We start from the raw sequence: 26,427 nt of genomic DNA on the forward strand, positions 1-26,427 counted from the left end.
AATTTTATGAACCACGCTGCCTTGCACTACAAAAGTCAGTGAAGCCGGTAGCCTCTATTGCCTTCTTAAATGGGCAATACGAATTGAGGCAGGTGGGTGTGAATCGTAAAACGCTGAGTACAGTGGATCGGGTGTTAATGTACCGGCGTTCTTTTTGTATAGACCGACGAGGGCACTGATGAGTTCCTCAGCACTGGATTCTTTTGCGGCAAAAGCGTCGGCTTCAAACTCGTGTTTGCGGGACCACCATGACATGACAGGACCGATAAAAAAAGTAAATACCGGACTAACGAGGAGAAACAACAGCAGAGCCATATGGGTTGACTGATTCTGTACGCCAAGTTGCTGGTAAAACCATTCCTGCTTCATTAAAAAGGCCAATAACATAAAGCCAAGCAGGGTGCTTAGCACCGATACGATCATGCCTTTAAAGACGTGTTTATGTTTAAAATGACCGAGTTCATGAGCTAATACGGCTTCAACTTGCTTAGGTGTCAGCTGCTTTAGCAGGGTGTCGAAAAACACAATCCGCTTGTTTTTACCAAAGCCGGTAAAGTAGGCATTTCCATGACTGGAGCGGCGCGAGCCATCCATCATAAACACGCCTTGAGAGCTGAAACCATTGCGCTCTAACAAGGTGGTAATCCGGTCCAGTACTTCGCCTGATTCCAGCGGGGTAAATTTATTAAATATCGGTGCAATAAATTTTGGATATGCCCACATCATCACTAATGAAAAGGCGGTAATTGCTAGCCAAGCATAGAACCACCACAAGGAACCGGCTGAATTCATTAGCCACAGCACTAACATGATAAGCGGTACGCCGATCACTAATGACAGCATCAGGGTTTTGACTAAATCTACGGCTAATGTTTTGAGCGTGGATTTGTTAAAACCAAATTTTTCCTCTATCACGAAGGTGCGATACAGTGAGGTTGGAATGTCCAGCAGGCTGGAAATCACCATAAAGCTTAGAATCACGGCGGTACCGCTTGCCAGTTCCCCCCATCCGCTATCAGCCCACAAGCTATTTAGCCACTGTAAGCCGCCACCTAAGGTCCAGATCAGCAATAGAACGGTACTAATAATCAGCTCAATGCGGCCCAGTTTACCTTTAGCCTGCGTGTAATCCGCCGCTTTTTGGTGCTCTTTTAGCGTGATGGACTCGGCAAATTCTGCCGGTACTGCAGGGCGATGTTCTGCCACATATCGGGACTGGCGAAATGATAGCCAGAGTTGAGTGCCGATAGTCGCGATTATTGCTAAGATAAATATCAACGTGAAGGTAGGCATTTGCTAAGATACATCCTGAATTCAAAACGAGAAGAAAGTATAAACCATGCATGTAGACAACAATAATTTAATCTGGATTGATCTGGAAATGACCGGTCTGGATACTGTGAATGATCAGATCATCGAAATTGCGACGGTGATTACCGATAAAGAACTGAACATTTTGGCAGAAGGGCCAGTGATCGCCATTCATCAATCCGATGAGATCATGGCGGGAATGGACTCCTGGAACCAGAAACAGCATGGATCGTCCGGTTTGATTGAGCGAGTGCGTAACAGTACGCATACCGAAGCGATGGCTGAAGCGGAAACGATTGCGTTCCTGAGTCAGTACATTGATGCGGGCAAGTCGCCAATGTGTGGCAACAGCATTTGTCAGGATCGTCGCTTTATGGCGCGCACGATGCCGCTATTGGAAGATTTCTTCCATTACCGCAATTTGGATGTCAGCACATTGAAAGAGTTAGCAGTACGCTGGAAGCCGGAAGTAGCCAAAGGCTTTAAAAAGAAAGGCTCGCATTTGGCCATGGATGACATTGTGGATTCTATTGCTGAGCTACAGTATTACCGCAAAGAAATCATGTCGATCTGATGCTGGTATTCTCTGATATTTCATTGCGCCGTGGTGGGCGCGAGCTGATTGGTAGCAGTACCTTTAGCATTCATCCGGGCCAAAAAGTCGGCCTGACGGGTGCGAATGGCACCGGTAAATCGAGTTTGTTTGCCTTGATTCGGGGGGAGTTGTCCCTAGAGTCCGGACAGTTCTCCATGCCGCCCAATTGGGTAATGGCGCATGTGGCTCAGCACACACCTTCAAGCGAGCAGACCGCACTGAGTTATGCGCTGGAAGGCGATATTGAATTTGCCTCTTTGCAAGTCCAGATGAAAACCGCCGAAGGTGAGCATTTAGCCTCATTGCTAGGACAGCTGGAAGCGATCGATGGTTATACCACTGAAAGCCGCGCTGCGACCTTGCTGCAAGGCCTTGGCTTTAAGCAGGAGCAGATTAGCCGTCCGGTGAGCAGTTTCTCCGGTGGTTGGCGCATGCGCTTAAATCTGGCGCAGGCATTGATGTGCCGTTCCGACTTGTTATTGCTGGATGAGCCGACCAATCATTTGGACTTGGATGCGGTGATCTGGCTGCAGCAGTGGCTGATTCAATATCCGGGCACTTTGGTGCTAATTTCGCACGATCGCGAGTTTTTAGATGCCGTGACCAGCCACATTGCGCATGTGGAACATCAGAAAATTACTTTGTACACCGGTAACTATTCGGCTTTTGAACACTTACGAGCTGAGCGTTTATCGCAGCAACAAAGCACCTTTGAGCGTCAGCAACGCGAAGTCGCGCATATTCGTAAGTATGTGGATCGCTTTCGGGCGCAGGCAACTAAGGCTCGGCAGGCGCAAAGTCGCTTAAAAGCCTTGGAGCGGATGGAGCTGGTATCGCAAGCGCATATCGATTCACCGTTTAAATTCAGCTTTTTCGAGCCGCGTAAATTGCCAGACCGCTTGTTGAATCTCACCGAAGCTTCGGTGGGGTATGGCGGCGCACCGATTATTGAGAAGGTCGACTTTCAATTAATGCCGGGGCAGCGTATTGGTTTAATCGGGCCAAACGGTGCAGGTAAATCAACGCTGATTAAATGCTTGGCGGGTGAGTTGCCTGTGTTGGCAGGCTCCATGTGGTCTGCGCAGGATTTGCATCTTGGCTATTTCGCACAGCATCAGGTGGAACAGTTACATATTGACCAGTCGCCACTGGACCATATGCGCGCTTTAGATAAAGAAGCACGTGAACAGGATTTGCGTAATTATCTGGGTGGCTTCGGTTTTCAAGGCGAGCGTGTTGATGAAGCGGTTCAGCCATTTTCAGGTGGTGAGAAAGCGCGGCTGGTTTTGGCTTTATTAGTGTACCAACGGCCAAACTTATTGCTACTGGATGAGCCGACCAATCATCTTGATTTAGACATGCGTCATGCGTTGAGTATGGCACTGCAAGCCTTTGAAGGCGCTATGGTTATTGTCTCGCACGATCGACATTTGCTAAAATCAGTCACTGACGATCTGGTATTGGTGGATTCCGGCAAAGCGACTGTGTTTGAGGGCGATCTGGATGATTATTCGCTATGGTTGAAAAACCGCGAGCAGGCGCAAAACGCGCCAAAAACGGAAGATAGACCTGATAATCGTAAGGATAAACGCAAGCAAAATGCAGAACAACGCAAACGATTGCAGCCCCTAAAACGGATCGTTGATAAGCACGAAAAAGAGATGGATACTTTGAGTAAAGGCTCAGCTGAACTTGAAAAGCAGCTCGCTGACCCTGATATTTATAGCGAGCATAATAAAGAGAAGCTAAAAGCATTGCTGCTGAAGAAAAGCGAAATCGACGGTAAGCTTGAAGAAGTGGAACTTGCATGGATGGAAGCTGCCGAAGAGTACGAGCAAGCGATGAGTTAATAATTTGTCACTCAGTATTATTGGTTTCCATATATACTGATTGTTATCACAATAAAGATATTTTTTTATACTTAGGAGATTGTTTATGAGTTTTTTAGATGTGGGTTCTGGCCAGATTGTTGCCAATGCTGCAGAAAGTGAGCGCGCGGCGTTTATTCAGCGCACTTACCTGCACTTAGGCGGCGCGATTGTTGCCTATGCAGTAGCAGTGACCTTTTTCCTACAAACTGGAATCGCTAATGCCTTTATGGGCGTACTAGCTGGTTCTTCCTGGATGTGGCTGCTGGTAATGGCTGCATACATGGGTATTTCAATGTTGGCAGATAACTGGGCACACTCCGGTGTTTCTCGTGAGCGTCAATACATGGGACTCGGTTTGTACGTGGTGGCATTTGCCTTCCTGTCGACCTTACCAATTACACGCGCACTGATGACAGCGCCAGACACATTGACTTACGCGGTAGTCATTACTGCTGCGCTGGTGGGTGGACTGACGTTCACTGCGTTCTCAACCAAGATTAACTTCTCTTTCATGGGACGCTTCCTGATGATCGGTGGTTTCGTGGCAATGGGTGTTATCGTTGCAGCGATTCTGTTTGGTTTCTCATTAGGCCTGTGGTTCTCTGGTGCGATGATTCTGTTTGCAGCGGCTTCTGTCTTGTACAGCACGTCAAACATCATTCATGAGTATCACACTAACCAGCACGTAGCAGCGTCTTTGTCATTGTTCTCAAGCGTTGGTTTGTTGTTCTGGTATGTACTTCAGTTCCTGATGGCATTCATGGGCGACGACTAGTCACTACTGAACGTTAAGCTATAAAAAAAGCCCCGCATGATGCGGGGCTTTTTTGTATCTGACGTTTATCTAAAATCAATCAAAGATCGTAACCACGCTCTTCGTGATCCACGATATCCAGACCTTGTGCTTCCTCATCATCAGAGACTCTCACACCATTGGTGATCATGCCGACCGCCTTGAAAATTAGGTAAGTCACAACCGCTGTGTATAAGCCCGTTGCGATAATACCGACTAGCTGCACGCCCATTTGATGCATCATGCCACTGATATTTTCAGCATAGCCTTGGCCGCTGAATACACCCAGTTGATCGGATGCAAAAATCGCCGCAAGGAAGGTTCCTAAAATACCGCCGACGCCATGCACTGGGAATACATCCAGTGAGTCATCGATTTTGTATTTTTGCTTGATCAGCAGGGTCGCATTAAAGCAGACGATACCGGCTAATAAGCCAATAATCAGTGCGCCGCCAGGGCCTACAAAACCGGATGCCGGAGTAATCGTACCTAAGCCTGCAACCATACCGGTTACTGTTCCCAGTGCGGTAGGCTTGCCGTATTTTTTCCACTCGTAGAACATCCAGGTCAACGCACCAGTGGCGGCTGAGATGTGAGTGACCAGCATTGCCATGGCTGCGTCGCCATTCGCTGCCAGCGCTGAGCCGCCGTTAAAACCAAACCAGCCAACCCACAACATACCAGCACCAGTAATGGTCATTGTCATATTATGAGGTGCGGCATTTCCACGGACAAAGCTCTTGCGTGGGCCGATCATAATGGCCGTAACGAGTGCAGCAACACCTGCGGTAATGTGGACAACGGTTCCGCCAGCAAAATCCAGCAGTCCCATTTGTTGTAACCAGCCGCCACCCCAAACCCAGTGCGTGACCGGCGCATACACAAATGCCAACCAAATGGTGCTAAAGATTAATACCGCAGAGAACTTAATTCGCTCAGCAAAGGCACCAATAATCAAAGCGGGTGTAATGACGGCAAAGGTCATTTGGAATAGGGCAAATAGCGATTCTGGAATGTCGCCGGACACCGAGCCTTCGGTGACGCCATTGAACATAAACTTAGAGAAGTTTCCAATGAATGCACCGTCGCCATTAAAGGCTAAGCTGTAACCCATGACTAACCAAAACACGGAGCCAATGCCGGCAATCGCAAAGCATTGCATGAGGATGGATAGCACGTTGCGGCTTTTAACCAACCCGCCATAAAACAAGGCTAACCCGGGTAATGTCATAAACAAAACCAAGGCTGTTGAGGTTAAAATCCAGGCAGTATTAGCACCATTGACCAAGGGGGCCTCATCTGCGAGCGCAGTGAGGGGGGCCAGCATTAAAAGTAGTGCTGGCAATAAAAAATGTTTCATCTAGCAGTTTCCTCTCCGGGGTTAACTTACAGTGCGTCTGGACCAGTCTCTCCGGTACGAATCCGAATGGTTTGCTCGATATGAGTTACGAAGATTTTACCGTCACCAATTTTGCTGGTGTTGGCTGCTTTGATAATGGCTTCGATGGCTTCATCCACACGGTCATCATCCACAGCCGTTTCGATTTTTACTTTGGGGAGGAAATCCACCACGTATTCCGCGCCACGATAGAGCTCGGTATGGCCCTTTTGACGGCCGAAGCCTTTAACTTCAGTTACGGTCAAACCATAAATGCCCATCTCAGATAAAGATTCCCGTACATCATCCAATTTAAATGGCTTGATGATTGCGGTGATTAGTTTCATAGGGTGTTCCTCAGAAGTAGTAAAACAAGAATCAACGAATACGCGCTGCCCGACGTAGCCGCTTGTCGGGCGGCTACATGGTAACATATTAGTTGGAAATTATGGATTCAGGTACATGACGGGGGCACGTTGCTGCTGGGTCAAGGTTGGAATATCCAATCCCTCGATGGTCAGGTCTTCCGGTATCTCATCTGCGGTAATTAGCAGATAGAGTTTATCGGTAGCACGTGTCATTGCCATGTGTAGCAGGTGAGTATTTTCCAGCTTCAGACTGCGACGCTCGCGGCTATTTAACGCGGGATTGTCCTCATCATCAAAAATACGTTCCAGTCCGGTGATAAACACAACTTTGCTCTCTAGGCCCGTAGCCGATTCAATATCGCACAGGGTAATAGCTTCAACGTCATTCACACTGCCGGTTAGCGTGACCGTGGGAATATCGAGCGCTTTGCGGATGTCTTGTGCCAAAAAACGAGTCGTTTGCTTGTTGGCATTGATAATCAGAATATCCTGTGGTGCGCAGCCATTTTGTACCAACTGGTGCAGCTCGCTGAGCAGGCGCTTTTGCTGATATTCCTTACCTGAAAAATGCAGTAACTGCGGGTGCTGCTCGGAAGGAATCGGATCAACCTGATTCATGGAGTACAGCGGGTGGCGTACTTCTTCCATCAGGCGGTGCAGTCTGAAGTTATCCACCACGCGAGCAATGCCTTGGTTGCAACGATAGCTATGCTTCAAGCGAATGGTGTGGCCACGCAGATCAAATCCGGTTTCTTGCCAGTTCAGACTACGATTGCAAAAGCCTTGATCTTCATCGGCGGTCATAAATAACTGGGCGTGCGGCGACATAACGCGCTTGATGAGCTCAAACCAAACCGGTGCAAAATACTGTGCCTCATCAATCAGAACGTAGTCGTAAGGCTCGAAGATTTTTCCATCATCCAGTGCTTGCAGCAAAATGGCTGGCGCATCACCCCACAAATGGCTATTGCGATCTTTCAAATGCGTATCGATTTGAATCATGGCCTGCCAGACACGTTTACGCACTGGGTTAGGCAGGGCATAGCTACGACTGGAGCGCAGGGTACCCATGTATTCGGTTTCGGTTTGAATGCGGCGATCTTTAATGAAGTTAATTTCGCGAATCAGGCCGTGTCTGGACAGCTCGCCGACTTCAAAGTGGCGCTTGATCATTAAGTCGAGTAGCTCTGTTTCCTGGTCTTCGTAAACGAACTTCCAAGTGCCACCCAATAATTTGCGACACCACTCCATAAAGGGATGGCATTGAATTTTGGCTTGCTTAGGTGTTGAACATGAAATTTCATGTTTTAACTGATTATTGATGGCTTTATTATAGCTAAGTATTAAAATGCGGCTGTCTGGATGACTTTTGCACAGCTGTTTTGCATGCTCAATCAGTACTTTGCTCTTGCCGCTGCCCGATAAGCCGGTCACTAAACGTAGAGAGAATGGCTTACCATCGCTGTTGTTTTCATCAACTTTTAAGCTGGCTAGCTGCTCGGCGTCGAGCCGTTGCTCAGTATCGCTGGCTTCAGGACAAAAGCTGTTGTGAATGTAGTCTATGACCGTCTCAGAGGCCGCCAAGCCATAAAGTCGGTCGGTGACCAATTGCATGGCACCATCCATTAGCGCTTTACCAATCGCCAGTAATTTTGGAGATTTCAGATAAAGTGTTTGGCGAGCTTCAAGGTTATCCGGTAAGGCTAGTACGATCGGTAGCAGATGGTGAGTATGACCTTGCATAGCGGCAGGTAGTAGGGCATCACGTTCGGCAATGATACTTTTAACGGCGGGGTGTTCGGCGAGCGTTTCCGGCGTTAGTAGCATCGAGCGTGGGATGGCTCCGGCAGGCAGTGTGGCGAGCAATAATGACTGAGTGCCTTTAGTGAGCCAGTAGCGTAAGCCGTCGCTGGTTGGGTCAGCGCATTGGCTTTGGTAGGCCGTCACATCTTCTGGCAACTGCTGCAGACAGCTATGAAGTTGTGGTGCCGGATAGCTGGTCGTCAGCGATTCTTCTGGTATGATCAGTGCCATATAATAAGGTGATCCTAATTGGCTTCTGGCCGATTTTATAAAATCGAAAAATATTTAAGCTTTGGGGGCTATTTTGCCCGAAGCTGAGAACAATTTTAACATAAATTCTACTTTAGAATCGCCTCGATTCTGGATTGATAAGATTAGGAATACAGATAAGGCTATGGCTATCTACGCAGTTGGAGATTTACAGGGGTGTTACACTGCATTTCAGCGATTATTGGACAAAGTCCAGTTTTCACCGGAGCAGGATACCCTGTGGCTCGCCGGTGACTTAGTGAGTCGTGGAAAGCAGTCGTTGGAAGTGTTGAGGGCGGTTAAAGATTTGGGTGATTCTGCTGTTGCGGTGCTGGGTAATCATGATATTAGCCTGATTGCTGCCCATTATGGGGTAGTTAAAGCACACAATTCCTTGCAGCCGGTCATGAAAGCCCCTGATCGCGAAGAGCTGATCGAGTGGCTACGTTTTCGCCCCATCTTGCATGTTGATTCGGAGTTGGGCTATTGCATGGCGCATGCCGGTGTTTATCCGTTGTGGAATTTGAATCAGGCACAGCAGTTTGCTCGTGAAATTGAGGTTCCGATCCGTGGGGCGACCATTAAGCGCTGGCTAAAAAATGTGTATGGCGACAAGCCAGAGCTGTGGAATGAGTCATTAAAATCCTATGACCGTCATCGCTTTATTCTGAATGCCTTTACTCGAATGCGAGGCTGCCAACAAAATGGCGGGCTCAACTATTCGGTCAAGGGGACTGCCAGCGATCACCAAGCGGCAGGTTTGTATCCCTGGTTTCAGGTGCCACAACGGGTTTTATTACCCTACAAAGTAGTGTTTGGTCACTGGTCGGCGATGGGCTTTTATGAAAATAATCAGGTGGTTTCGCTGGATACTGGCTGCGTGTGGGGCGGAAAATTGACCGCTGTGCGCTTGGACAGTGATATCATCCAACCGATTCAGGTTGCTTGTAAGTAGGTTGGTGGCATGAAGACCACAAGTATTTTTGGTGTGTTTGCTTTGCTCGGTAAAGGTAAGCCACCCATTGATGAAGACGTCCCCACTGCGCCGGTAACGACTGGCAATGATGATGGCGAGGCGTCGGGAAAAGCAATTTTGGAAAAACCGAAAGTTACCGTGATTTCCGCGAATGGCTCGTTAAAAGTCTACGTGCGCGGCATTGAGTATAATCTGCGGGTAACCAAGCCAGCGCATGGCGTTGGAGTGAGTGAGCTTAAGCGGTCGCTGGACCGTAACCGTGAAATGCTGGGCCAGAGTTTTGACTCGATGGTCGAGATTTATCAGGCATATTGTTTGAACCCTGACCCTTTTGTTGAGTATAACGAGGGTGCGTTTCGAACCGCGACGAAGAATGCACTGGTTGCTAGGGCGAATATCGATGTGTTAATTCCGTTGATTAATATTCGTGGCGGGGATGCGGAGTATTGTGGTGCGGGCGAAGGACTGCCGATTGAGCAGCATGTAGAGTCGCTCCGTAAGCGCGCAGAAAAGCTGGTGGATGATGAGCTGGGTGTTGAGCTTGAAGAAGAGCCAACCGGTGAAGTTGAATGGCAGTCTGTGTTTATTGCGGGGGTGGTTGTGGTGCTGGTGGTGATGTTGTTGAAGGTTTTTTTGTGATGCGACTGCTCGCAGAATTACTTGAGCAGCCGACCCTGTCAGGATGTTATTTCACGTCAAACTGGTAACCTAACATCATTATATCCCGCTTAAAGTGCTCCGCGACTTGCTCTGCTACATCGTCATCATAGTAAGTACGGAAGTCCTTTTTACGATCTCCTGCTTTGCGCTTGTGCGGCAGCTCTATTGCCGGAATACCGACTGTTTTGCATATATGCGAGAAGTCCTCATTCAGCGACTCGTAATGCCCTAGATAGTTGACCTGCTTCACGCCGTGAAGGTCCACTAAATAATCCGACTGCAATGATAAAGAGGTATCAATATGGTATTGATACGGGCGTTCTGGGTTGAATTTCCAACGCATAAACTCATTAAAGTCAGTAATGCCATTCATGTATTGAGGGCGCTCACGAAGAATATGGTGGAACGAGCTGACCTGTAAATCCCAAGGGTTACGTACAAACGCAAATTTAAACAAGCCATCATAAAACTCAGCTGGCAACATTTCTTTAGCTGCGATTATGTGTGAGTGTCTAGGAAAGCGAGTCCCCAGTTTGTGCCCGGTCAAACCACTAAGGCGATGACAAGGCCACATCAGGTAATACATCGGGTCTTGCCAGCGCAGTTTGTTTAATGCCGAGCGCACACTGGTGCCTCCGGTCTTGGCGATATGAACAAACAGAAAGTTATGTTTATGGGATAGCAGCATTTTATTGTCCTTCAGATAGGCCTTTATTGGCCATGAGTTACCGGCTTGAACAGTCTAAATCCAATCCAAAGGTTTTTCACGTGTCGTTGGAATTGAGCTTCTGCCTTCAACAAATAGACCGTGCCAGATCGCAAACTGCATCATGCCCCAAATTTCACGGCTAAATGATTTCCCAGCCTTTTGTAGTGTGAAGATTTTGCGGCATTGTTGCACATCAAACCATTCATTGATTGCCTGATTCTGCATTAGTTTTGTTTCGAGCTGTTCCAGAAATTCACCCGACAGCCAGCCGGCTACCGGCACATGAAAACCTCGCTTTGGCAGGTTTAGGTGATCTTTGGCTAGTACCTTCTCAGCCCATCGTCGAATTAGGAATTTACCTCGCCCTTGCTGATACTTCACTTCATCAGGAAGTGATAATCCAAATTCAACCAATCGGTGATCTGAGAAGGGGACTCTGCCTTCCAAGCCATGAGCCATCAGAATTCGATCGGACTTCACTAATAGGTTATCTGGCAGGGATGTCGTTAAATCGACATATTGCAGCTTTTGCATCTTTGACCAATGCGAGGGGGCATCAGCCCAGGCCTGCTTAAAGACATCGCGCGGTGAGGTCTGCCGAAGTAGCGGGTTACGGGCTTTTGAGGTCTGTCTTCCTGTTGACCATTGGCCACGAGACTTAACGCCGCCACTCCCAAAAACCAGTGATTTCAGTTTACTTTCGATAGAGTCGGAATAGCGTCGGTAACCAGCGAAAGCCTCGTCACCGCCTTCACCAGAGAACACAACTTTCAGATCTTTAGATGCCACATCTGACAGCATCGCCAAGGGCAGGCAGGCATAGTCTCGCATCAGCTCATCGGTGGCCCAGACCATATACACAATCCGCTCAAACATATCCTGATTGGTAAGAACCAGCGGAGTGTGCTCTGTTCCAAATTGTTTGGCCAGTACGTTAGCTTGGCTTAATTCGTCTTTGCCATCCGGAAACCCAATCGAGTAGGTACGCAAGGGTTGGTCATATTTCTCGGTCAGTTCGGCAAGTAGTACGCTGGAGTCAATCCCGCCAGATAAAAACAACCCAAGCGGAACATCTGAACGCAAGTGCTCTTTCATTACTTGGTGGAATAGGGGCTCAAACTCCTCAATGGCTTCATCGACGGTCACTTGTCGCGACACGACTGTTTGCGCGGTCCAATACTGATGTTCTATGATTTTGCCATCAGCATGAATTTCTAAGCATTGCCCTGGTAATACTCGTTTAACTTGCTTGAATATGGTGTCTTTGCCGCCATGAAATTGATAATCCAGAAAACCGCTTAAGGCTTCCGGTTCGATTTGAGGCTGCTCATTCAATAAAGGACGGATTCCTTTTAATTCGGATGCAAACACTACTCCATCAGAGGTTTTGGCATAAAATAGCGGCTTGATTCCTAGTCGGTCACGCACTAAGAGAACACGCTCATTCCGCTCGTCATAGAGCGCGAAAGCAAACATTCCATTGAGCTGTTTAAAACCCTCGATACCATTACGTTGATAGACTTGCAGTATGGACTCGCAGTCTGAACCGGTTAAGGGTCTAAACGCGTGCTCCTTATTTTGATGAAGATCGGTGCGGCGTAACTCGGGGTCATTATAAACCTCACCGTTTGCTATCAAATGCAGGTGTCCATCTGGTGAGTGTAACGGTTGATCGCCACCGGCTAAGTCAACAATCGCTAAGCGCGTATGTACCAGCCCCACTTGTTTGTGGGAGTAGACGCCAAAACCATCCGGTCCTCGATGTTCTAGTGCTCTCGCTGAGCGCTGTAAGCGCTGCTCATCTAGCTTGCCTTTGAAATAATAGCCACCAGCAATCCCACACATCAGCGGTCACCTAGTAATAGTTGAAGATAATGTTTGGCGCTAATATCCGAGCGGTATTCGGCTACTGCTTCCTGTAGTGTCTCCCGACTGTGTGGAGCGCGTAAGGTTTTAAGCATCGCTGCTGCCAACTGATCAACATCCCCGACCGGAACGAGTTCACCATATTTACCTTCTGCCAGTACTTCATTAGGCCCACTAGGGCAACGAGTTGAAACCGACGGTACACCCAGAGCCAACGCTTCGGTGAGTACATTCGGCGAGCCTTCCCAACGTGACGATAGGACAAACAGGTCAGCCTGTTTTAACCAGCTATAAATGGATGACTGAAATCCCGGTAAGCTGACTTTGTCTTTCAGTTGGAGTGTTTTTAGTTGTATTTCTAAGTCTGCTCTCAGGCTTCCATCACCCAGAATGATCAGGCGACAAGGTTCTTCTTTAACCACTTTAGCAAAAGCACTGAGTAGGGTGGCGAAGTCTTTCTGTTTGCTCAGTCGGCCTGCACCCATTACAACTGGCAATGTTTTATTGTCGAGCCAGTCATGGGTTTTGATGGTTGGAAGTTCTAACATTGAATCCGTGATCACTGGATTGCGAACCACTGTTACTTTGTTCTCTGCAATTCCGGTGATTTTTAACGTGTCCTGGCGCACGCCTTCTGAAACTGCGATCACCTTATCGACCCATGGATAAATTACTCGCATGGGTGCAGTTCGCCACCAGCGACTGAGTGCTGATTTATGCTCTAGTGCAGTGGATAAGTTCGTGCCTAAGCGAATAACAATGCGAGTGTCGACCTTTGCTAGTTTACGTGCCATCAGAGCTGCACGACCTGCTCGATCTTTGGCTACCAGCATGGCGTCCGGTTGATGCGTTTTGAGGTAGGTTTTCAGCTCAGGGACAGCAGTTAATGTGTGTCCTGCCTTTAATTCTATTTGACGCACGTTATCCGGAATGTCGCGCAGGTGAGGGCCTTTAGCGCGGATCATCAATAAATCAATGTCAATATCAGGTCGCTTAGCAAACTCTCGTACCAAGTTCATTACCATGCGCTCTACGCCACCGGCACCTGAGAATGACAATAGTACGGATAGTTTTTTACGATCCTGCTGTTTGATTTGGTTGTCCATTTAAACCCTGTCTAAGCTCTAAAATTGTGAAATAGCAAAAGCGAGTGCTATTTATTAGCCTTTCGATTGTGTATCTAATAATTTTTGAAATAATTGCTGGTAAGCTTGTACAACACAGTCCGCCGAAAACGAGGTATCAAGCTTTTGTCGCCCATTTTTAATGAGCTGCTCAGCAAGCTTGGGTGATTCTTTTAGTTTGCGTACCGCCGCTTCAAACATCGCCTCATTATCTTTTTCACACAATAATCCATTAACCTCATGGTCGATTAGCCACGCAGGTCCCTCGATATCTGAAGTGATAATTGGGACTTCCTCCCTCCAAGCTTCAACGACAACATTCCCGAAAGGCTCAGAGCGAGTCGGAAATAAAATAACGTCGGCCGCGGAAAAAACTTCACCCATCTTACGGTGCCAACCCAAGAAGCGAACCCGATCAGCAACCCCCAAAGATTCTGCTAACCGTGTCAGTTCAGTCCGCTCAGAACCCTCTCCGGCAATTAATAGATATAGCCATGGAATGCGCACCGCAACACGAATCGCCAGGTCATGACCTTTTACCTGATGCAGTCGGCCGATACTGGCGGCTACAAAATAGTGTTGTGAGATCTTAAACTGTTGTCGAATTGCTTGAGTATCTGATTGCGAGTGAGGTAAAGCGTCTGAAAAATTGGGAATTAATTGAGTCTTTTCCCTCAAAACACCGCCTGCCACAAGGTGGTCAATTAGTTGAGGGGCATTGACGACCACTTTATCAAACCGAAGAAAATACTTACTTTTATAATAACCACCAACTCTAACCAGCTTTGCGAGGCCTTTGATATTTGGAATTGCATCAGCGCCACGACTCATCCAGCCCATTGCGATATTGCTATCTGTTTCTCTGATAATTCTGGCGATTGCCCAGCGAGAAAAATGCTTACGCCAACCGTTTAAGCGTACAACGCGAACATCACAGCCTGCATCGCGCAATTTTTGCTCGCGCGCTTTGTGTGGTTGGATAACCAAGACTTGGCGGATTCCTCGTTGCTGAAATGCAATGGCTAGCTTTTCAAAGAATGTTTCCGCGCCGCCATCACCAGAGGCGAGCATCACTTGGGTTAATCTAATATCTTTGGTCAAATAAATATCACTCAGGACGGTAGAGGTGGATGCTACAACTGTAACAAATACTCACCTTAAAACGTATGCTCATACCAAACTTCCTCTATAAATAAGTTAAGTAGTGCTTGTTTTTGAGTATCCTAATGCATAACAAATGATGATTTAATTTGAAGCTATAATTGATCATTAAGCGTGTTGTTGATTTTAGTGATCAAGAATCTAACAGTGTGATACATTTGCACACTTCATAAACTTACTCCGGGGATAATATGTACTTCCAGCAATCACGACCTGAGATGTGTGCATTTCTTCCCGAGAGCTACACGCGAGTTCTCGAAATAGGGTGTGGAGAGGGGACTTTTAGCAAGAATTTAGACTCAGGTCAGGTTGTTGAACTTTGGGGGATTGAGCCATCCAAAGATGCAGGATCCGTTGCAGAGACACAAGCTTACAAAGTGTTGTATGGGACATATGAAGACTGCTTCGATTTGCTACCAGATAACTTTTTTGATTTGGTTGTCTGCAATGATGTAATAGAACACATGGTGGATCATGACCATTTTTTCAGCTCTATCAAGAAAAAAATGCAAAAAAAAGGATTTATCACCGGCTCAATACCTAATGTTCGATATTATAGAAACTTGAAAAGTTTGTTGCTCAAGAAAGACTGGCAATATCAAAATTCAGGGGTCTTAGACAGAACGCATCTTCGATTTTTTACCGAGAAGAGTCTGTTAAGAACCTTTAAAGAGCATGATTATGTTATCAGTTCTTTTTCGGGGATCAACAAGGCACGAGGCTTCAAACTATTTATTATTCTGGCACTTGTTTTCAGTTTCTTCAGTTGGAAAGATATTCAATATACTCAGTTTGGGTTTCGTATTAGTCCTAAGTGATCTTCTCTTATATTCTAAAAGTAACTCATGGATACAGTAACGTTAGCTATGGCCTGCGTCAGACTGGACCTCATAAACCAGTTTACAAGCCATTTTCACTATGATTTTATGTATAATTAATCCATACCATCAATCACCCATGCCAGAGTCGAATGCCAAACAATAACAAAATCAATAACATCCTGATCGTTCGTCTAAGTGCGATTGGTGATATTGTGATGGCATCAGCCATTATCGCGCCTCTAAAGAAAAAATACCCGGATGCCAATATTTATTGGCTAGCGCAGCCCGAAAGCCGAGCCTTGCTAGAACATCATCCTGATATTAAGGGCGTTATTCCATGGCCTCGCTCAGAATGGTTGTCATTATGGAAGGCTAAGGAATATGGCAAGTTGTGGACAGTATTCCGTGCGTTTAGGCAGCAGCTACTGCGATATGATTTTGATCTGGCGCTGGACTTGCAGGGCTTGTTAAAAAGCGGTTTATTTACCCGTGCATCCGGGGCAAAGAAACGCATTGGGCTCGGGGCCCGTGAAGGCTCGCAATACTTCATGCATCAGGTGGTGTCTCGTAATAAAGGCAACACGCGCTTGATCGGATCAGAGTACCGCTATTTAGCTGAGCAGCTAGGACTTGAAAGTGAGCCATGGCTAATGCGGGTGGAGTATGATGATCAAGCTGCACAAAAAGCCAAAACAATACTGGATGAATCCACTAATGGACAGCCATTCCTTGTTATTTGTCCATTTACTACTCGCCCGCAAAAGCACTGGTTTAATGACTATTGGGTGGAGCTGATTGAAAAGCTTAAGACTACATACCAACTGCCAGTCGTCATGCTGGGAGGCCCGGCGGATTGTGAGGCGGCTAAATCGATCAGTGAGAATTCGGACGTTATTGACCTGACAGGCAAGACCTCGCTTACGGTTGCCACTGCAATTATTAATCAGTGTCACTTGCTGGTAGGAGTTGATACGGGATTGACACATATGGGTCATGCTGCACAGGTGCCGACGGTTGCCTTATTTGGTTCTACCCGACCATATCTTGAGACCGGTCTTGCTAGTAGCCATGTCATCTATCACGAAAGAGAGTGCTCACCTTGTAAGCGTAAGCCGACTTGTGATGGGCGCTTTGACTGCATGCGCGAAATTACACCGGACGAAGTGGTGGCTACTGCGCTTGCTCTAACGGGGCCTGTCCAATGAAAATTTTACATGTGGAAACGGGGCAGCACCTTTATGGTGGAGCCAAGCAGGTTGAGTTTTTACTGGATGGCTTACAGAAAAAGGGATTGGATAACGTGCTTTGCGCGCCGAAAGGCAGCGAGATTGCTAAGCGTGCAATGGCAAACCATATTCCTTGCCGGACAACGGATTCGGCCGGAGATGTTGATCTGAAGTTCTTATGGCAAATAAGACGTATTATGGCTCAGGAAAAGCCTGATGTCGTTCACTTGCATAGTCGACGTGGTGCCGATGTATTAGGTGCTTTGGCCGCAAGATCATTAGGTTTACCGACCGTTTTATCGCGCAGGGTAGACAACCGAGAGGCTAAATGGGTCGTTAATCTCAAGTACAAGATGTATGACCATATCATCACAATATCCAGAGGCATCTTGGATGTTTTGCTCGATGAGGGTGTTGACCCTCGAAAAATCACCTGCGTTCATAGTTCTGTTGATGCTTCTCAATATCAGCAACCCGCTACTCGTAAAGCGTTTTTGCAGGAGTTTAATCTGCCAAAGCAGTCGCTAACGGTCGGTGTCATTGCTCAGCTCATTCAGCGCAAAGGGCATCGTTACTTGCTCGATGTGATGCCGAAACTGATTGAGCAACATCCGCAATTGCAGGTGCTGATTTTTGGCAAAGGGCCGTTGGAGGCTGAGTTAAAAGCTAAGGTGCTGGAGCAAGGGTTGCAGGGGCATGTCCACTTCACTGGCTTCAGAGATGACTTACGCCATTGGTTGGGGTGTCTCGATTTAGTGGTTCATCCTGCAGATATTGAAGGGCTGGGAGTTTCATTGCTACAAGCTGCGGCCGCAGGCGTTCCTATCATCGCTAGTCGTACTGGTGGCATTCCGGAAATTGTGCACCATCGGGAAAATGGGTTACTCATCGATGTTGGTGATAAACAAGCACTACAAGCTGCGATCAGTGAGTTGGCCGGTGATCCGGTAACTCGCAAAGCAATGGGTGAAAAAGCGCAAATGATTGTCATGCAATCGTTTTCACTGCAGCAAATGATCGATGGAAATTATGCAGTTTATCAACGGGTATTGTCTGAGCGACGCCACTCCAATAAGAACAAGCAGGGCTAAATACTATGCATATCAAACTCCCGGATTTCACTCAAGCACGCGTTTTGGTCGTGGGCGACTTGATGCTGGATCAATACTGGTATGGCAATAGCAAACGAATTTCTCCAGAGGCGCCAGTGCCCGTAGTTCATGTGCGGAAAAATGAATTGCGCCCTGGGGGGGCGTGCAATGTTGCGTTGAATATTAGTGCTCTCGGTGCGCAGGTAAACTTATTAGGCCTCACTGGTGCAGATGACAATGCAGAAAAGCTACAGAATTTACTGGAAGGTAAAGGCATTGAGTGCCACTTCCAACGATGCCCTGAGCAAGATACCTGCGTTAAATTGCGTGTTATTGCCCAGCACCAACAAATGATCAGGCTAGACTTTGAAGATGAGTTTCAGTGTGTTGAAAAAGACACAATGTTCGAGCACTACAAAGCACAATTAGCGGATGCAGACATTGTTGTCCTTTCTGACTACAACAAAGGGACTCTGAGTAATGTTGACCAATTAATTGAGTTAGCTCGCAGTCAAAATAAAGCAGTCATTGTTGACCCGAAAGGGAGTAACTTTGATAAGTATAGTGGTGCTACTTTAATCACGCCCAATCGCAGTGAGTTTGAAACGGTGGCAGGTACCTTTAACGACAATGCTAGCTTAGAACAACAGGGCTTGGCATTTTGTGAGCGGTTGATGCTGGATGCAATTCTTGTAACGCGTGGTGAAGAAGGAATGACGTTACTACGCCATGATGGGCCAGCGGTTCATTTACCCACACATGCACGCGAAGTCTTTGATGTGACAGGGGCTGGCGATACGGTGGTGGCTACCTTAGCGACTGCGATGGCTGTTGGTATGAATAAGAAAGATGCGATGTATTTGGCGAACATTGCTGCGGGATTGGTCGTGCGAAAACTCGGAACGGCTAGTGTTACGCCGATAGAAATTCAACAAGCGCTCGCCACTCATAAATCGCCTGCTGGCATCGTAGATGAAGAGCAATTAAAGCAATTAATTTTACAAGCTCAGCAACAAGGTGAGCGTGTGATTATGACGAATGGTTGTTTTGATATCCTTCATGCCGGTCACATTAGCTACCTACAACAAGCACGGGAGCTTGGCGATCGTCTTATCATCGCTGTTAATACCGATGAGTCTGTGAGTGAGCTAAAAGGTCCTCAGCGTCCGGTTAATAATCTTCATAGCCGTATGACGGTGTTAGCAGCACTGGGTTGTGTGGACTGGGTTGTTCCATTTTCTGAAGAGACGCCAGAGCGTTTGTACTGTCATGTTTTACCTGATGTTATTGTAAAAGGTGGTGATTATGAGGAGCATGAAGTAGCAGGTGGTGATTGTGTGAAGGCGGCCGGTGGTGAAGTGCAAATATTATCATTTCTGAGTGGTCACTCTACGAGCGGTGTGATTGATAAAATTATTCGCTCACAAATAACCACCGACGGATAAGTGCATGGTAAGTCGTAAGAAATCCCGAATTGAACAGTGGCTGTCATTTAACCAGTATCGTAAGCGATTTGGCGCGGGAGCTGTTTTAGATAAAAGTGAATCCATTGACTTTGGTGCCTTGAAACAACAAGTGGTTGAGGGTGATGAATGCGTTTACAACTTAGGTGCTAGTCGTGATATTCAACAACATCTGAGCAATTTGCGGACAGAGTTTGCAGGACGCTCTGAGCTACTCTACCATCATGCCCGAATGATTGTTTTAATCCGTCGAGACTACAAAGTAGGCCAAAATTTTAAAAAGTTTGAGTTTCTTTGGGAGCAGGAGATGGAATATCTGCTACGGGAAATGAATTTACGTTGGCTGGTTTCTGCCGCGGATACGTTTGCAGATCATGCGAAAGAGCCTTTAGTTCGGGCGCTCACATTGAATGTATCACTCCTCTTTAACACCGTCAAAATGCAGGAGACCGAACGCTTTCTGCAGGAGTCCGAGCACTTTAAAGACAGCACGGAGCGCCAAGCAATACTCCAAAATGGGCGTACTGATTTATTTGATGGCACAGCTGCCTTCGTTGTTGGCACGGATGATACCTTGCGTAATATGCGCTGGCGCATAGATGAAGTGGCGGAGCTACATCCGGTTGGGAAAATTCTGCAGGAAGTTTTCAGGCGCTTGCAGAATGAGGATACGGTCTATGGGCGTTTTCGGAAAAGGCATACAAAAACCAAAACTGCGTGGTGGTGATATGGCTAACACACCCTCGGAGTCGCAGGTTTTTTTCGTTGGGTTTTGGCCCGATTATGAAACTTACTTTCTGAACGCAGCGAACCAAGGTGCCTGTAACTATACACTGGTGAACCCGAAGGATAACCTTAAACGCCTAAGCGGTTTTCGATGGCTTCCTCGAGCTATACAAAATGCCTTCGTTGTTCGGGTAATCAAAAAAATATTCCAAAAGTACCCAAATGCGTTATTCATTTTCCAAGGTGATACAACATTGCTTACACTTCTAAGTAAGCAAAAAGACTTACCAAAGGTTGCTGTTTTGATGCGTAACATTATCTCAGCAGAAAGCCAGCCGGCTTTGCTCCTACATGAGCTGAGTAAAAGAAGTGTACCTATCTTCAGTTTTGATCAGCAAAACTGTAAGCAATTCAACTTTAGCCACTATCAACAGTTCGCAGAAAAGCTACCTCTGGCAGAACAAAAAGTTGATTATGACTTTTGCTTTATAGGGCGAGGAAAAGGGCGTCAGACATTGTTGAAGACGATAAAGCACGAGTCTGAGAAGCTCGGATTTAGAGCGAACATTGAGATACTGGGTGTTAAAAAAGTCCAAACAAAGACTGGTGTAAAGCCTAAGCGGATATTGGACTATCAGGAATATCTGAAGCGACAATTAAACTGTCACTGCATTATTGACATAAACCAATCAGAACAGCTTGGTTTGACATTACGTCCTATTGAAGCGATGTTGTATGAGAAAAAACTGCTGACTAATAACGAAAGTATTCGACATGAAGCATTCTATCGCCCTGATAACATTTTCATTATTTCAGAGGATATGGACTATCACGATGTTAAATCATTCATGGCAAAGCCCTACATCAAAATACCGACAGAAGTGATGGAGCAATACCAAGCAGCTCCTGTCATCAGCGACATCATTCAACAAATCGAGCTTTCGTATAATAGCTGATGCGTCACCCAATTCTGCTGAGACAGCCAGATCTTAATTAGGAGAAACCATGAAGCTTGTCATTTTGGATCGCGACGGTGTTATTAATCATGACTCTGATCAATACATTAAGTCGGTAGATGAATGGATACCAATTGACGGCAGCTTAACTGCAATCGCTAAGCTCAATAGGGCTGGGGTTAAGGTGGGGGTCGCTACTAATCAATCGGGCATTGCACGTGGATATTATGGTGAAGATACGCTTCATGCCATGCACGACAAAATGTTCGAACTGTTACAAGTTCAGGGCGGGAGGGTTGATCAATTACGCTTTTGTCCTCATGGGCCAGATGAGGATTGTTTGTGTCGAAAACCAAAGGCTGGAATGTTGCTCGATATTATGTCTGCAGAAAGGGTTGATGCGACAGAGACTATATTTGTTGGCGATACGGTTGGAGATCAAAAGGCGGCTGCCGGTGCAGGGGTTGAGTTCGCATTGGTGAAAACAGGAAAAGGTCAACGAACTCTTCAGGCACATCCAGATCTTTTTGCTGGAGTTCCTGTTTATGAAAACTTGGCCACTTTTGCTGCTGAGTTGATAGCAAAAGAGTCAGGCAACGGGTAATTCAGATCGCAGCCTAGTAAAAGGCTTCATGGGATCTAATAATAGCGCGCTCAGAAGTCGCAGCTTCAGGGTTGCAAAGGAATTGAGCAACGTACTCTTTTATAGTAATTGACCTTTCGCTGCCTTATCGGCTTGTCCGCACCACCAATGAGCGACAAGAATATGCACTTCCTGAACTCTAGCAGTCACTCGGCTTGGTGCAGAGATGTTGATATCAACTAACTCCTTCAATGCGCCCCCATGCTCCCCCGTCATACCTATCACAGACATTCCTCGAGCCTTAGCTTGCTTGACTGCAGCAATGATATTCTCACTGTTTCCAGAGGTAGAAATAGCAATCAAGCAATCACCTGATTGAGCAAGCGCCTGAACCTGACGTGAGAACACCGTGCTAAATTCAAAATCATTGGTGTGAGCAGTTAGAATTGAAGTATCCGTCGTCAATGCAATCGCGGGAAGTGGCCTACGATCTTCCTCAAAGCGAACCATAAACTCTGCCGCTATATGCTGGCTATCCGCGGCACTACCGCCGTTACCGCACAATAAAAGCTTATTTCCAGCTGCAAAGGTTTTGATAATTAAATCACTGGCATCAAGGACAGATTGATGATTGTTCGCAAGTTTAGCAATAACATCAGAATGCTCTTCGATTGCGGAGATAAACGTACTGTTTGTAGTCATGAAAAATGAATCCAAAATTATTTAATTATCTTATTCGCCTAAGCGCAATAATGCTCACGCCAAGAAACACTAACGCTGGCGTAAATGCACTCAACATCGGGGATAAACCATAAACACTTCCCAGCTCATTCAGTACCTTATTAATCAGGAAAAACGCAATCCCTGCAATGATACCAATAAACACCCGCTGACCTGCACCGCCGCCACGCTGTGAGCCAAACAAAAACGGCATGGCTAAAATTAGCATAATTAACGCAGATACCGGTGCCGAGAAACGCTTCCAATAGGCTAATTTAAACTTATCGGCATTGAGCTTATTCGCTTCTTGATAGCTGATCAATTCTGATAGTTCAGCAATCGAGAGCTGCTCTGCTTGTACCGAGGCAATCGAAATAAACTTAGGGTCTAACAAATCAGGATCGATACGACGCTCTGTTTCTTTAGTGACCACGCCATTGTCTGTAAACGTTTGCTCGATAATATTTTGCATTTCCCAGCCCTCAGGCGTGGCTAATATTGCCTCAACCTGAGAGAGCGACTGTAAGCCGGTATAGTTTGGCTTAATGGCGTAGATGGTGACATCGGTCAGTTTTTCTTCTGACCAAACCTGTCCGATATGGAAGATGCGTTGCTTATCTTTAACCCATAAGCTAGCACCACGCACCATCACGATATTCTTCGTATTGAGTGATGACTTGAAATTACGTCCCGCTAAGTCAGCCTGAGGTACAACATACTCACCCATCAGAAAAACGGCAATCACTAGCACTACACCCAGCTTTAGCACCGAGACGATAATATTAGCAATGGAAATACCCGCTGCGCGCATGGCGATAAATTCGGAATTGGCCGCCAGATTACCCAGTCCCAATAAGGTGCCAATCAGCATGGCAGTGGGGAATAGCTCATACAACCTGCTTGGAATAGAGTACAGCAGGTAAATAATGGCCTGTAAGCTGGAGTAATTCTCGTTGACCTTGCCTGACTCACTGATGAAGTCAAAAAACAACAGTAGGGTTGTCAACGCAAACCACGCCATAAACAAACCTAAGAAAACAGACTTCCAGAGGTAGCGATCGATAATATTCATCGCAAGCCACCATAGCGTCGCCAAACCAACCATAAAGCTAAGATGACAAAGGGGATATGCACCCACCACAAGCCTAAAAAGCCTGGAATTTTGCCATCTTCCAGCATCGACTTACCGGTAATCATGAGGTTGGCATAGACCGCATACAGCAAAATGCCTACGGCTAGTTTGCCAAATCGACCTTGACGCGGAGTGGTGTAACTCAAAGGGAAGGCTAGTAAAGCCATAATGGGGGCCGATAAAATGATCCCAAAGCGCCAGTGTAATTCAGCATTGCTGGGGGCGTCGGTGGCTTTCAATAACGCTAAAGTCGGAGCTGCTGAAAGCTCCTGATCAACACCTGAAATCAGCGATGGCACGCGAATGCCATGCTCGCTAAAGGTAAATAGGGTGAAGCTACCATCAGATATTTTCTGATCATAGCGGCTGCCATTATTAATTTGCAGCACTCGCTCGCCACTAGCTTGGTCAATAAATAGCAACGCTTGTTCCGCCATCATGACGCGCTTTTCTTTGCCATCATCGGTTTGCATAAAGAAGTTATTCATCACCACATTTTGCTCATTAAGCGATTCAACAAACAATGTGAATGAGCGACCACCTGACTGACTATGCATAAACTCGCCTACCGGAATGCCGGATGACTCTGGTCGTTGCTTAATTTCGGAGGTGATGGATTTTTGTGACTGCTCAAGTAGTGGAAATACGTACAACACTTGCACAGCCAAAAACAAAGTAAGCGGCAGTAATAAAAGAAAAATGGCCTGATAAAACTGTCCGGGCCCAATGCCAGAAGCATGCATGGCTGAGACTTCGTTATCCCGATACAAACGGCCAAATGCCAACATCATACCGATTAATAAGGCCACTGGAGCTAGCTGAATAGCACCTTTGATTGAGCCAATTAATACCAAAATACCCAAGGCATCGACGGGCAGCTGGCCCGAGCTAACGTTACCTAGCAGGCGCGCCACGGTGTTACCCACAATAATGAGTAGTAAAACCAGCAGGGTCGCCAAGAAGGCTTGGAGTATTTCTTTTATAAGATAGCGATTAAGTATCATTCAGCGGTGTCGTGGTTGGCATACCATTTGTATAAATCGATTCCGTCAATCTGGCAGCCTTTGTAGCGCTTATGGGTCCAGAGATATTGCTCGGGATACTGTGTTATTTGCTGCTCTACCAGTTGGCTAATACGTAGTGTATCACTATTAATATCATCGCCCGGAAAATTTTCCAGTGCTGGCATCAGGTGCAAGGTATAGCCTGGTGTTGAGGATTCACTGCGGGTGCAATAAATCGGAATGACTTGTGCATTGGTGAGCTTTGACAATCGGGAGGTGGCTGGGTTAGTTGGCGCATCTACACCAAAAAACGGCACCATAATGTGGTTTTTGCCGCGGAAGTTCTGGTCGGGCGCATACCACACTGCAACCCCTTGCTTCAGGATACGCACCATATCGCGGATATTGTCTTTAGCAATGGTTCGGCCAAAACGGGCTTCACGGCGTTGAATGCTGATCGTATTGAGTAGGGCGTTTTGGTGAGGTCTAAAGACAAAGCAAGAACTGAGTCTGTCCGCAATAATGCTGCCGCTGACTTCTAAACTGGTAAAGTGAGTACTTAGAAAGATGATTGGGCGTTTATTTTCCAAAGCTGTCTCTAAGTGCTCTAGCCCATCAATATGCGAGAGCTTACGCAGTGAGTCTAATCGTCCCCACCAGCTAAATGAGGCATCCATCAGGCCTTTGCCTAAAGAGCGGAAATGCGCTTTATTGAGTGCAGTAAGTTCTGCTGCTGATTTTTGCGGATAGGCGATGCGTAGATTGGTCTGACAAACTTGCCGACGCTTTGGTAACAGGAGATAAAGCAGGCCTCCCATTGCCCCGCCGATAGTCATTTGCCAGCGCCAAGGGAGCTGGCTCATTAACCAAAGAAGGCCAATGCCAAACCAGCTTAGCCAATATTTAGGATGTAGAAATTGCGTCATGCCAGCTATTTAAAAGAACAATCAACTCGCCAGCATACACGCTGTCATATGCGAACTCTAGTGTTTAGCCGCTGCTTATATTATAAGCCAGCCGTCTTCAGGCGTTTATATTCTGCCATGATAGTTTTCACATAATGCTGCGTTTCGCGATAGGGCGGTATACCACCGTATTTATCTACTTTCCCCGGGCCTGCATTATAGGCTGCCAGTGCAAAGGACTTGTTGCCGTTGAAGCGCTTCAACATCCATGACAGGTACTTAACGCCGCCTTGAATATTCTGCTCAGGGTTCCAGGGGTTTTTAACCTTCAAATGGGATGCTGTGCCCGGCATGAGCTGCATTAAGCCGATTGCACCCGCACGAGAGAGTGCTTTTTCATTAAAGCAGGACTCTTGTTTTACCACCGAATGGACTAAGGCTTCATCAACACCATATTTCGCCGCGTAATGGCGGATAGTATTTTGATAAGTCTGTTTTTTGCGTTGCAGGTAAGCGGCGCTGGCACATTGCTTGCGCAGCTGTTTTCCGGATGGGATACCTTTGCTTGTTGCCGCCGTACGAGTGACCGCTTTACTCGCGGCTGGCTTTGTCAACGGTGCGATACGCGGTGTTTTGTAGGTTTTAACTAAGCGGAAGTGCTTATCGTTAAGACGTTTGTCGGTGAGAATCCGCTCACCATTGGCACCATGATAGGCGTAAACATCTGCAAAAGCAGGCGTTGTGCTAACTGCAGCACATACGATCAGACCACACAGGCCTGATATAGCAGTAAGAGAAGATTTCATGAGTCATGACAGGTTTGTCTTGAGCGCTAACAAGTACAGGTACTTTAGGGGGCGCTAGCGAGTCGCCGACAAACATCCTTTATAAGTTTTATTATTTCCAGAGTATAAACTCCGGCATTAGTCATCTTCG

General features: G+C 46.7%; 25 protein-coding genes. 12 read left to right on the plus strand and 13 right to left on the minus strand.

The annotated features are described in order from the left end of the window. Positions 1-54 precede the first annotated feature (54 nt). On the minus strand, positions 55-1,293 hold the full coding sequence (locus LEUMU_RS0101255) for a M48 family metallopeptidase (RefSeq protein WP_022950462.1): 1,239 nt from the start codon (positions 1,291-1,293) through the stop codon (positions 55-57). A gap of 46 nt (positions 1,294-1,339) precedes the next feature. On the opposite strand from LEUMU_RS0101255, the gene orn reads away from it, so the two are divergent. The 3 genes from orn to LEUMU_RS0101270 all read left to right on the plus strand — a co-directional run bounded on the left by orn (position 1,340) and on the right by LEUMU_RS0101270 (position 4,552). Then, positions 1,340-1,885 (plus strand): oligoribonuclease, encoded by a 546-nt coding sequence (gene orn, locus LEUMU_RS0101260; RefSeq protein WP_022950463.1) that lies wholly within the window; start codon positions 1,340-1,342, stop codon positions 1,883-1,885. Next, positions 1,885-3,756: an ATP-binding cassette domain-containing protein gene (locus LEUMU_RS0101265; RefSeq protein WP_022950464.1), complete on the plus strand. Its 1,872-nt coding sequence runs from the start codon at positions 1,885-1,887 to the stop codon at positions 3,754-3,756. The genes orn and LEUMU_RS0101265 overlap by 1 nt, the downstream gene beginning before the upstream one ends. Positions 3,757-3,841: 85 nt before the next feature. After that, on the plus strand, positions 3,842-4,552 hold the full coding sequence (locus tag LEUMU_RS0101270) for a Bax inhibitor-1/YccA family protein (RefSeq protein ID WP_022950465.1): 711 nt from the start codon (positions 3,842-3,844) through the stop codon (positions 4,550-4,552). Between the two features lie 79 nt (positions 4,553-4,631). Here the strand turns inward: LEUMU_RS0101270 and LEUMU_RS0101275 are convergent, their stop codons facing one another. The 3 genes from LEUMU_RS0101275 to LEUMU_RS0101285 form a co-directional block, all read right to left on the minus strand. Continuing rightward, on the minus strand, positions 4,632-5,930 hold the full coding sequence (locus tag LEUMU_RS0101275; protein ID WP_022950466.1) for an ammonium transporter: 1,299 nt from the start codon (positions 5,928-5,930) through the stop codon (positions 4,632-4,634). Positions 5,931-5,956: 26 nt separating this feature from the next. Then, positions 5,957-6,295, minus strand: a complete 339-nt coding sequence (gene glnK, locus LEUMU_RS0101280) for a P-II family nitrogen regulator (RefSeq protein ID WP_022950467.1) — start codon at positions 6,293-6,295, stop codon at positions 5,957-5,959. Positions 6,296-6,394: 99 nt separating this feature from the next. Further along, the gene (locus LEUMU_RS0101285; RefSeq protein ID WP_022950468.1) at positions 6,395-8,350 is read right to left on the minus strand and encodes a UvrD-helicase domain-containing protein; all 1,956 of its coding nucleotides are present in this window, start codon (positions 8,348-8,350) and stop codon (positions 6,395-6,397) included. Positions 8,351-8,513: 163 nt separating this feature from the next. Here LEUMU_RS0101285 and LEUMU_RS0101290 point away from each other — a divergent pair, with 163 nt between their 5' ends. Both LEUMU_RS0101290 and LEUMU_RS0101295 read left to right on the plus strand, forming a co-directional pair. Further along, on the plus strand, positions 8,514-9,323 hold the full coding sequence (locus LEUMU_RS0101290) for a symmetrical bis(5'-nucleosyl)-tetraphosphatase (protein ID WP_022950469.1): 810 nt from the start codon (positions 8,514-8,516) through the stop codon (positions 9,321-9,323). A 9-nt stretch (positions 9,324-9,332) separates the two neighbouring features. Continuing rightward, the gene (locus tag LEUMU_RS0101295) at positions 9,333-9,983 is read left to right on the plus strand and encodes a hypothetical protein (RefSeq protein WP_022950470.1); all 651 of its coding nucleotides are present in this window, start codon (positions 9,333-9,335) and stop codon (positions 9,981-9,983) included. A gap of 46 nt (positions 9,984-10,029) precedes the next feature. Here LEUMU_RS0101295 and LEUMU_RS0101300 read toward each other — a convergent pair whose 3' ends face one another. The 4 genes from LEUMU_RS0101300 to LEUMU_RS0101315 are packed head-to-tail and all read right to left on the minus strand — an operon-like array spanning position 10,030 to position 14,804. After that, entirely contained in the window at positions 10,030-10,692 is a 663-nt protein-coding gene (locus LEUMU_RS0101300; RefSeq protein WP_022950471.1) for a sulfotransferase family 2 domain-containing protein, read from the minus strand. 54 nt (positions 10,693-10,746) lie between these two features. Beyond that, positions 10,747-12,558: an asparagine synthase (glutamine-hydrolyzing) gene (asnB, locus tag LEUMU_RS0101305; RefSeq protein ID WP_022950472.1), complete on the minus strand. Its 1,812-nt coding sequence runs from the start codon at positions 12,556-12,558 to the stop codon at positions 10,747-10,749. After that, on the minus strand, positions 12,558-13,685 hold the full coding sequence (locus tag LEUMU_RS0101310) for a glycosyltransferase (protein ID WP_022950473.1): 1,128 nt from the start codon (positions 13,683-13,685) through the stop codon (positions 12,558-12,560). The genes asnB and LEUMU_RS0101310 overlap by 1 nt, the downstream gene beginning before the upstream one ends. Before the next feature lie 54 nt (positions 13,686-13,739). Next, a complete protein-coding gene (locus LEUMU_RS0101315; protein WP_022950474.1) occupies positions 13,740-14,804 on the minus strand; it encodes a glycosyltransferase in 1,065 nt (354 codons plus the stop codon). Between the two features lie 251 nt (positions 14,805-15,055). Here LEUMU_RS0101315 and LEUMU_RS24075 point away from each other — a divergent pair, with 251 nt between their 5' ends. The 7 genes from LEUMU_RS24075 to gmhB all read left to right on the plus strand — a co-directional run bounded on the left by LEUMU_RS24075 (position 15,056) and on the right by gmhB (position 21,751). Continuing rightward, positions 15,056-15,682 (plus strand): class I SAM-dependent methyltransferase, encoded by a 627-nt coding sequence (locus tag LEUMU_RS24075; protein WP_022950475.1) that lies wholly within the window; start codon positions 15,056-15,058, stop codon positions 15,680-15,682. 152 nt (positions 15,683-15,834) lie between these two features. After that, positions 15,835-16,890, plus strand: coding sequence for a glycosyltransferase family 9 protein (locus tag LEUMU_RS0101325; protein WP_022950476.1), 1,056 nt, complete (start codon positions 15,835-15,837; stop codon positions 16,888-16,890). Continuing rightward, the gene (locus LEUMU_RS0101330) at positions 16,887-18,002 is read left to right on the plus strand and encodes a glycosyltransferase family 4 protein (RefSeq protein WP_022950477.1); all 1,116 of its coding nucleotides are present in this window, start codon (positions 16,887-16,889) and stop codon (positions 18,000-18,002) included. Before LEUMU_RS0101325 ends, LEUMU_RS0101330 begins: the two co-directional genes overlap by 4 nt. A 5-nt stretch (positions 18,003-18,007) precedes the next feature. Beyond that, positions 18,008-19,447: a bifunctional D-glycero-beta-D-manno-heptose-7-phosphate kinase/D-glycero-beta-D-manno-heptose 1-phosphate adenylyltransferase HldE gene (gene hldE / locus LEUMU_RS0101335; protein WP_022950478.1), complete on the plus strand. Its 1,440-nt coding sequence runs from the start codon at positions 18,008-18,010 to the stop codon at positions 19,445-19,447. Positions 19,448-19,451: 4 nt separating this feature from the next. Then, complete coding sequence (locus LEUMU_RS0101340; protein WP_022950479.1) at positions 19,452-20,192, plus strand: hypothetical protein; 741 nt, start codon at positions 19,452-19,454, stop codon at positions 20,190-20,192. Then, positions 20,143-21,147 (plus strand): WaaS/CpsH family glycosyltransferase, encoded by a 1,005-nt coding sequence (locus tag LEUMU_RS0101345; RefSeq protein ID WP_022950480.1) that lies wholly within the window; start codon positions 20,143-20,145, stop codon positions 21,145-21,147. The genes LEUMU_RS0101340 and LEUMU_RS0101345 overlap by 50 nt, the downstream gene beginning before the upstream one ends. 49 nt (positions 21,148-21,196) lie before the next feature. Further along, on the plus strand, positions 21,197-21,751 hold the full coding sequence (gene gmhB / locus LEUMU_RS0101350; protein WP_022950481.1) for a D-glycero-beta-D-manno-heptose 1,7-bisphosphate 7-phosphatase: 555 nt from the start codon (positions 21,197-21,199) through the stop codon (positions 21,749-21,751). A gap of 99 nt (positions 21,752-21,850) precedes the next feature. Here gmhB and LEUMU_RS0101355 read toward each other — a convergent pair whose 3' ends face one another. From LEUMU_RS0101355 to LEUMU_RS29270, 5 genes are all read right to left on the minus strand, one after another. Further along, positions 21,851-22,432 carry a D-sedoheptulose-7-phosphate isomerase gene (locus LEUMU_RS0101355; protein ID WP_022950482.1) on the minus strand — a complete coding sequence of 194 codons (582 nt, stop codon included), beginning with the start codon at positions 22,430-22,432 and terminating at the stop codon, positions 21,851-21,853. 25 nt (positions 22,433-22,457) lie between these two features. Continuing rightward, positions 22,458-23,522, minus strand: a complete 1,065-nt coding sequence (gene lptG, locus LEUMU_RS0101360; protein WP_022950483.1) for an LPS export ABC transporter permease LptG — start codon at positions 23,520-23,522, stop codon at positions 22,458-22,460. Next, entirely contained in the window at positions 23,519-24,586 is a 1,068-nt protein-coding gene (gene lptF, locus LEUMU_RS0101365) for an LPS export ABC transporter permease LptF (RefSeq protein WP_026744389.1), read from the minus strand. Before lptF ends, lptG begins: the two co-directional genes overlap by 4 nt. Further along, positions 24,583-25,512, minus strand: coding sequence for an LpxL/LpxP family acyltransferase (locus LEUMU_RS0101370; protein WP_022950484.1), 930 nt, complete (start codon positions 25,510-25,512; stop codon positions 24,583-24,585). Before LEUMU_RS0101370 ends, lptF begins: the two co-directional genes overlap by 4 nt. Positions 25,513-25,592: 80 nt before the next feature. Next, a complete protein-coding gene (locus LEUMU_RS29270; RefSeq protein ID WP_022950485.1) occupies positions 25,593-26,297 on the minus strand; it encodes a lytic transglycosylase domain-containing protein in 705 nt (234 codons plus the stop codon). Positions 26,298-26,427 lie beyond the last annotated feature (130 nt).

This window comes from Leucothrix mucor DSM 2157 (genome assembly GCF_000419525.1).
Taxonomy (GTDB): Bacteria; Pseudomonadota; Gammaproteobacteria; order Thiotrichales; family Thiotrichaceae; genus Leucothrix; species Leucothrix mucor.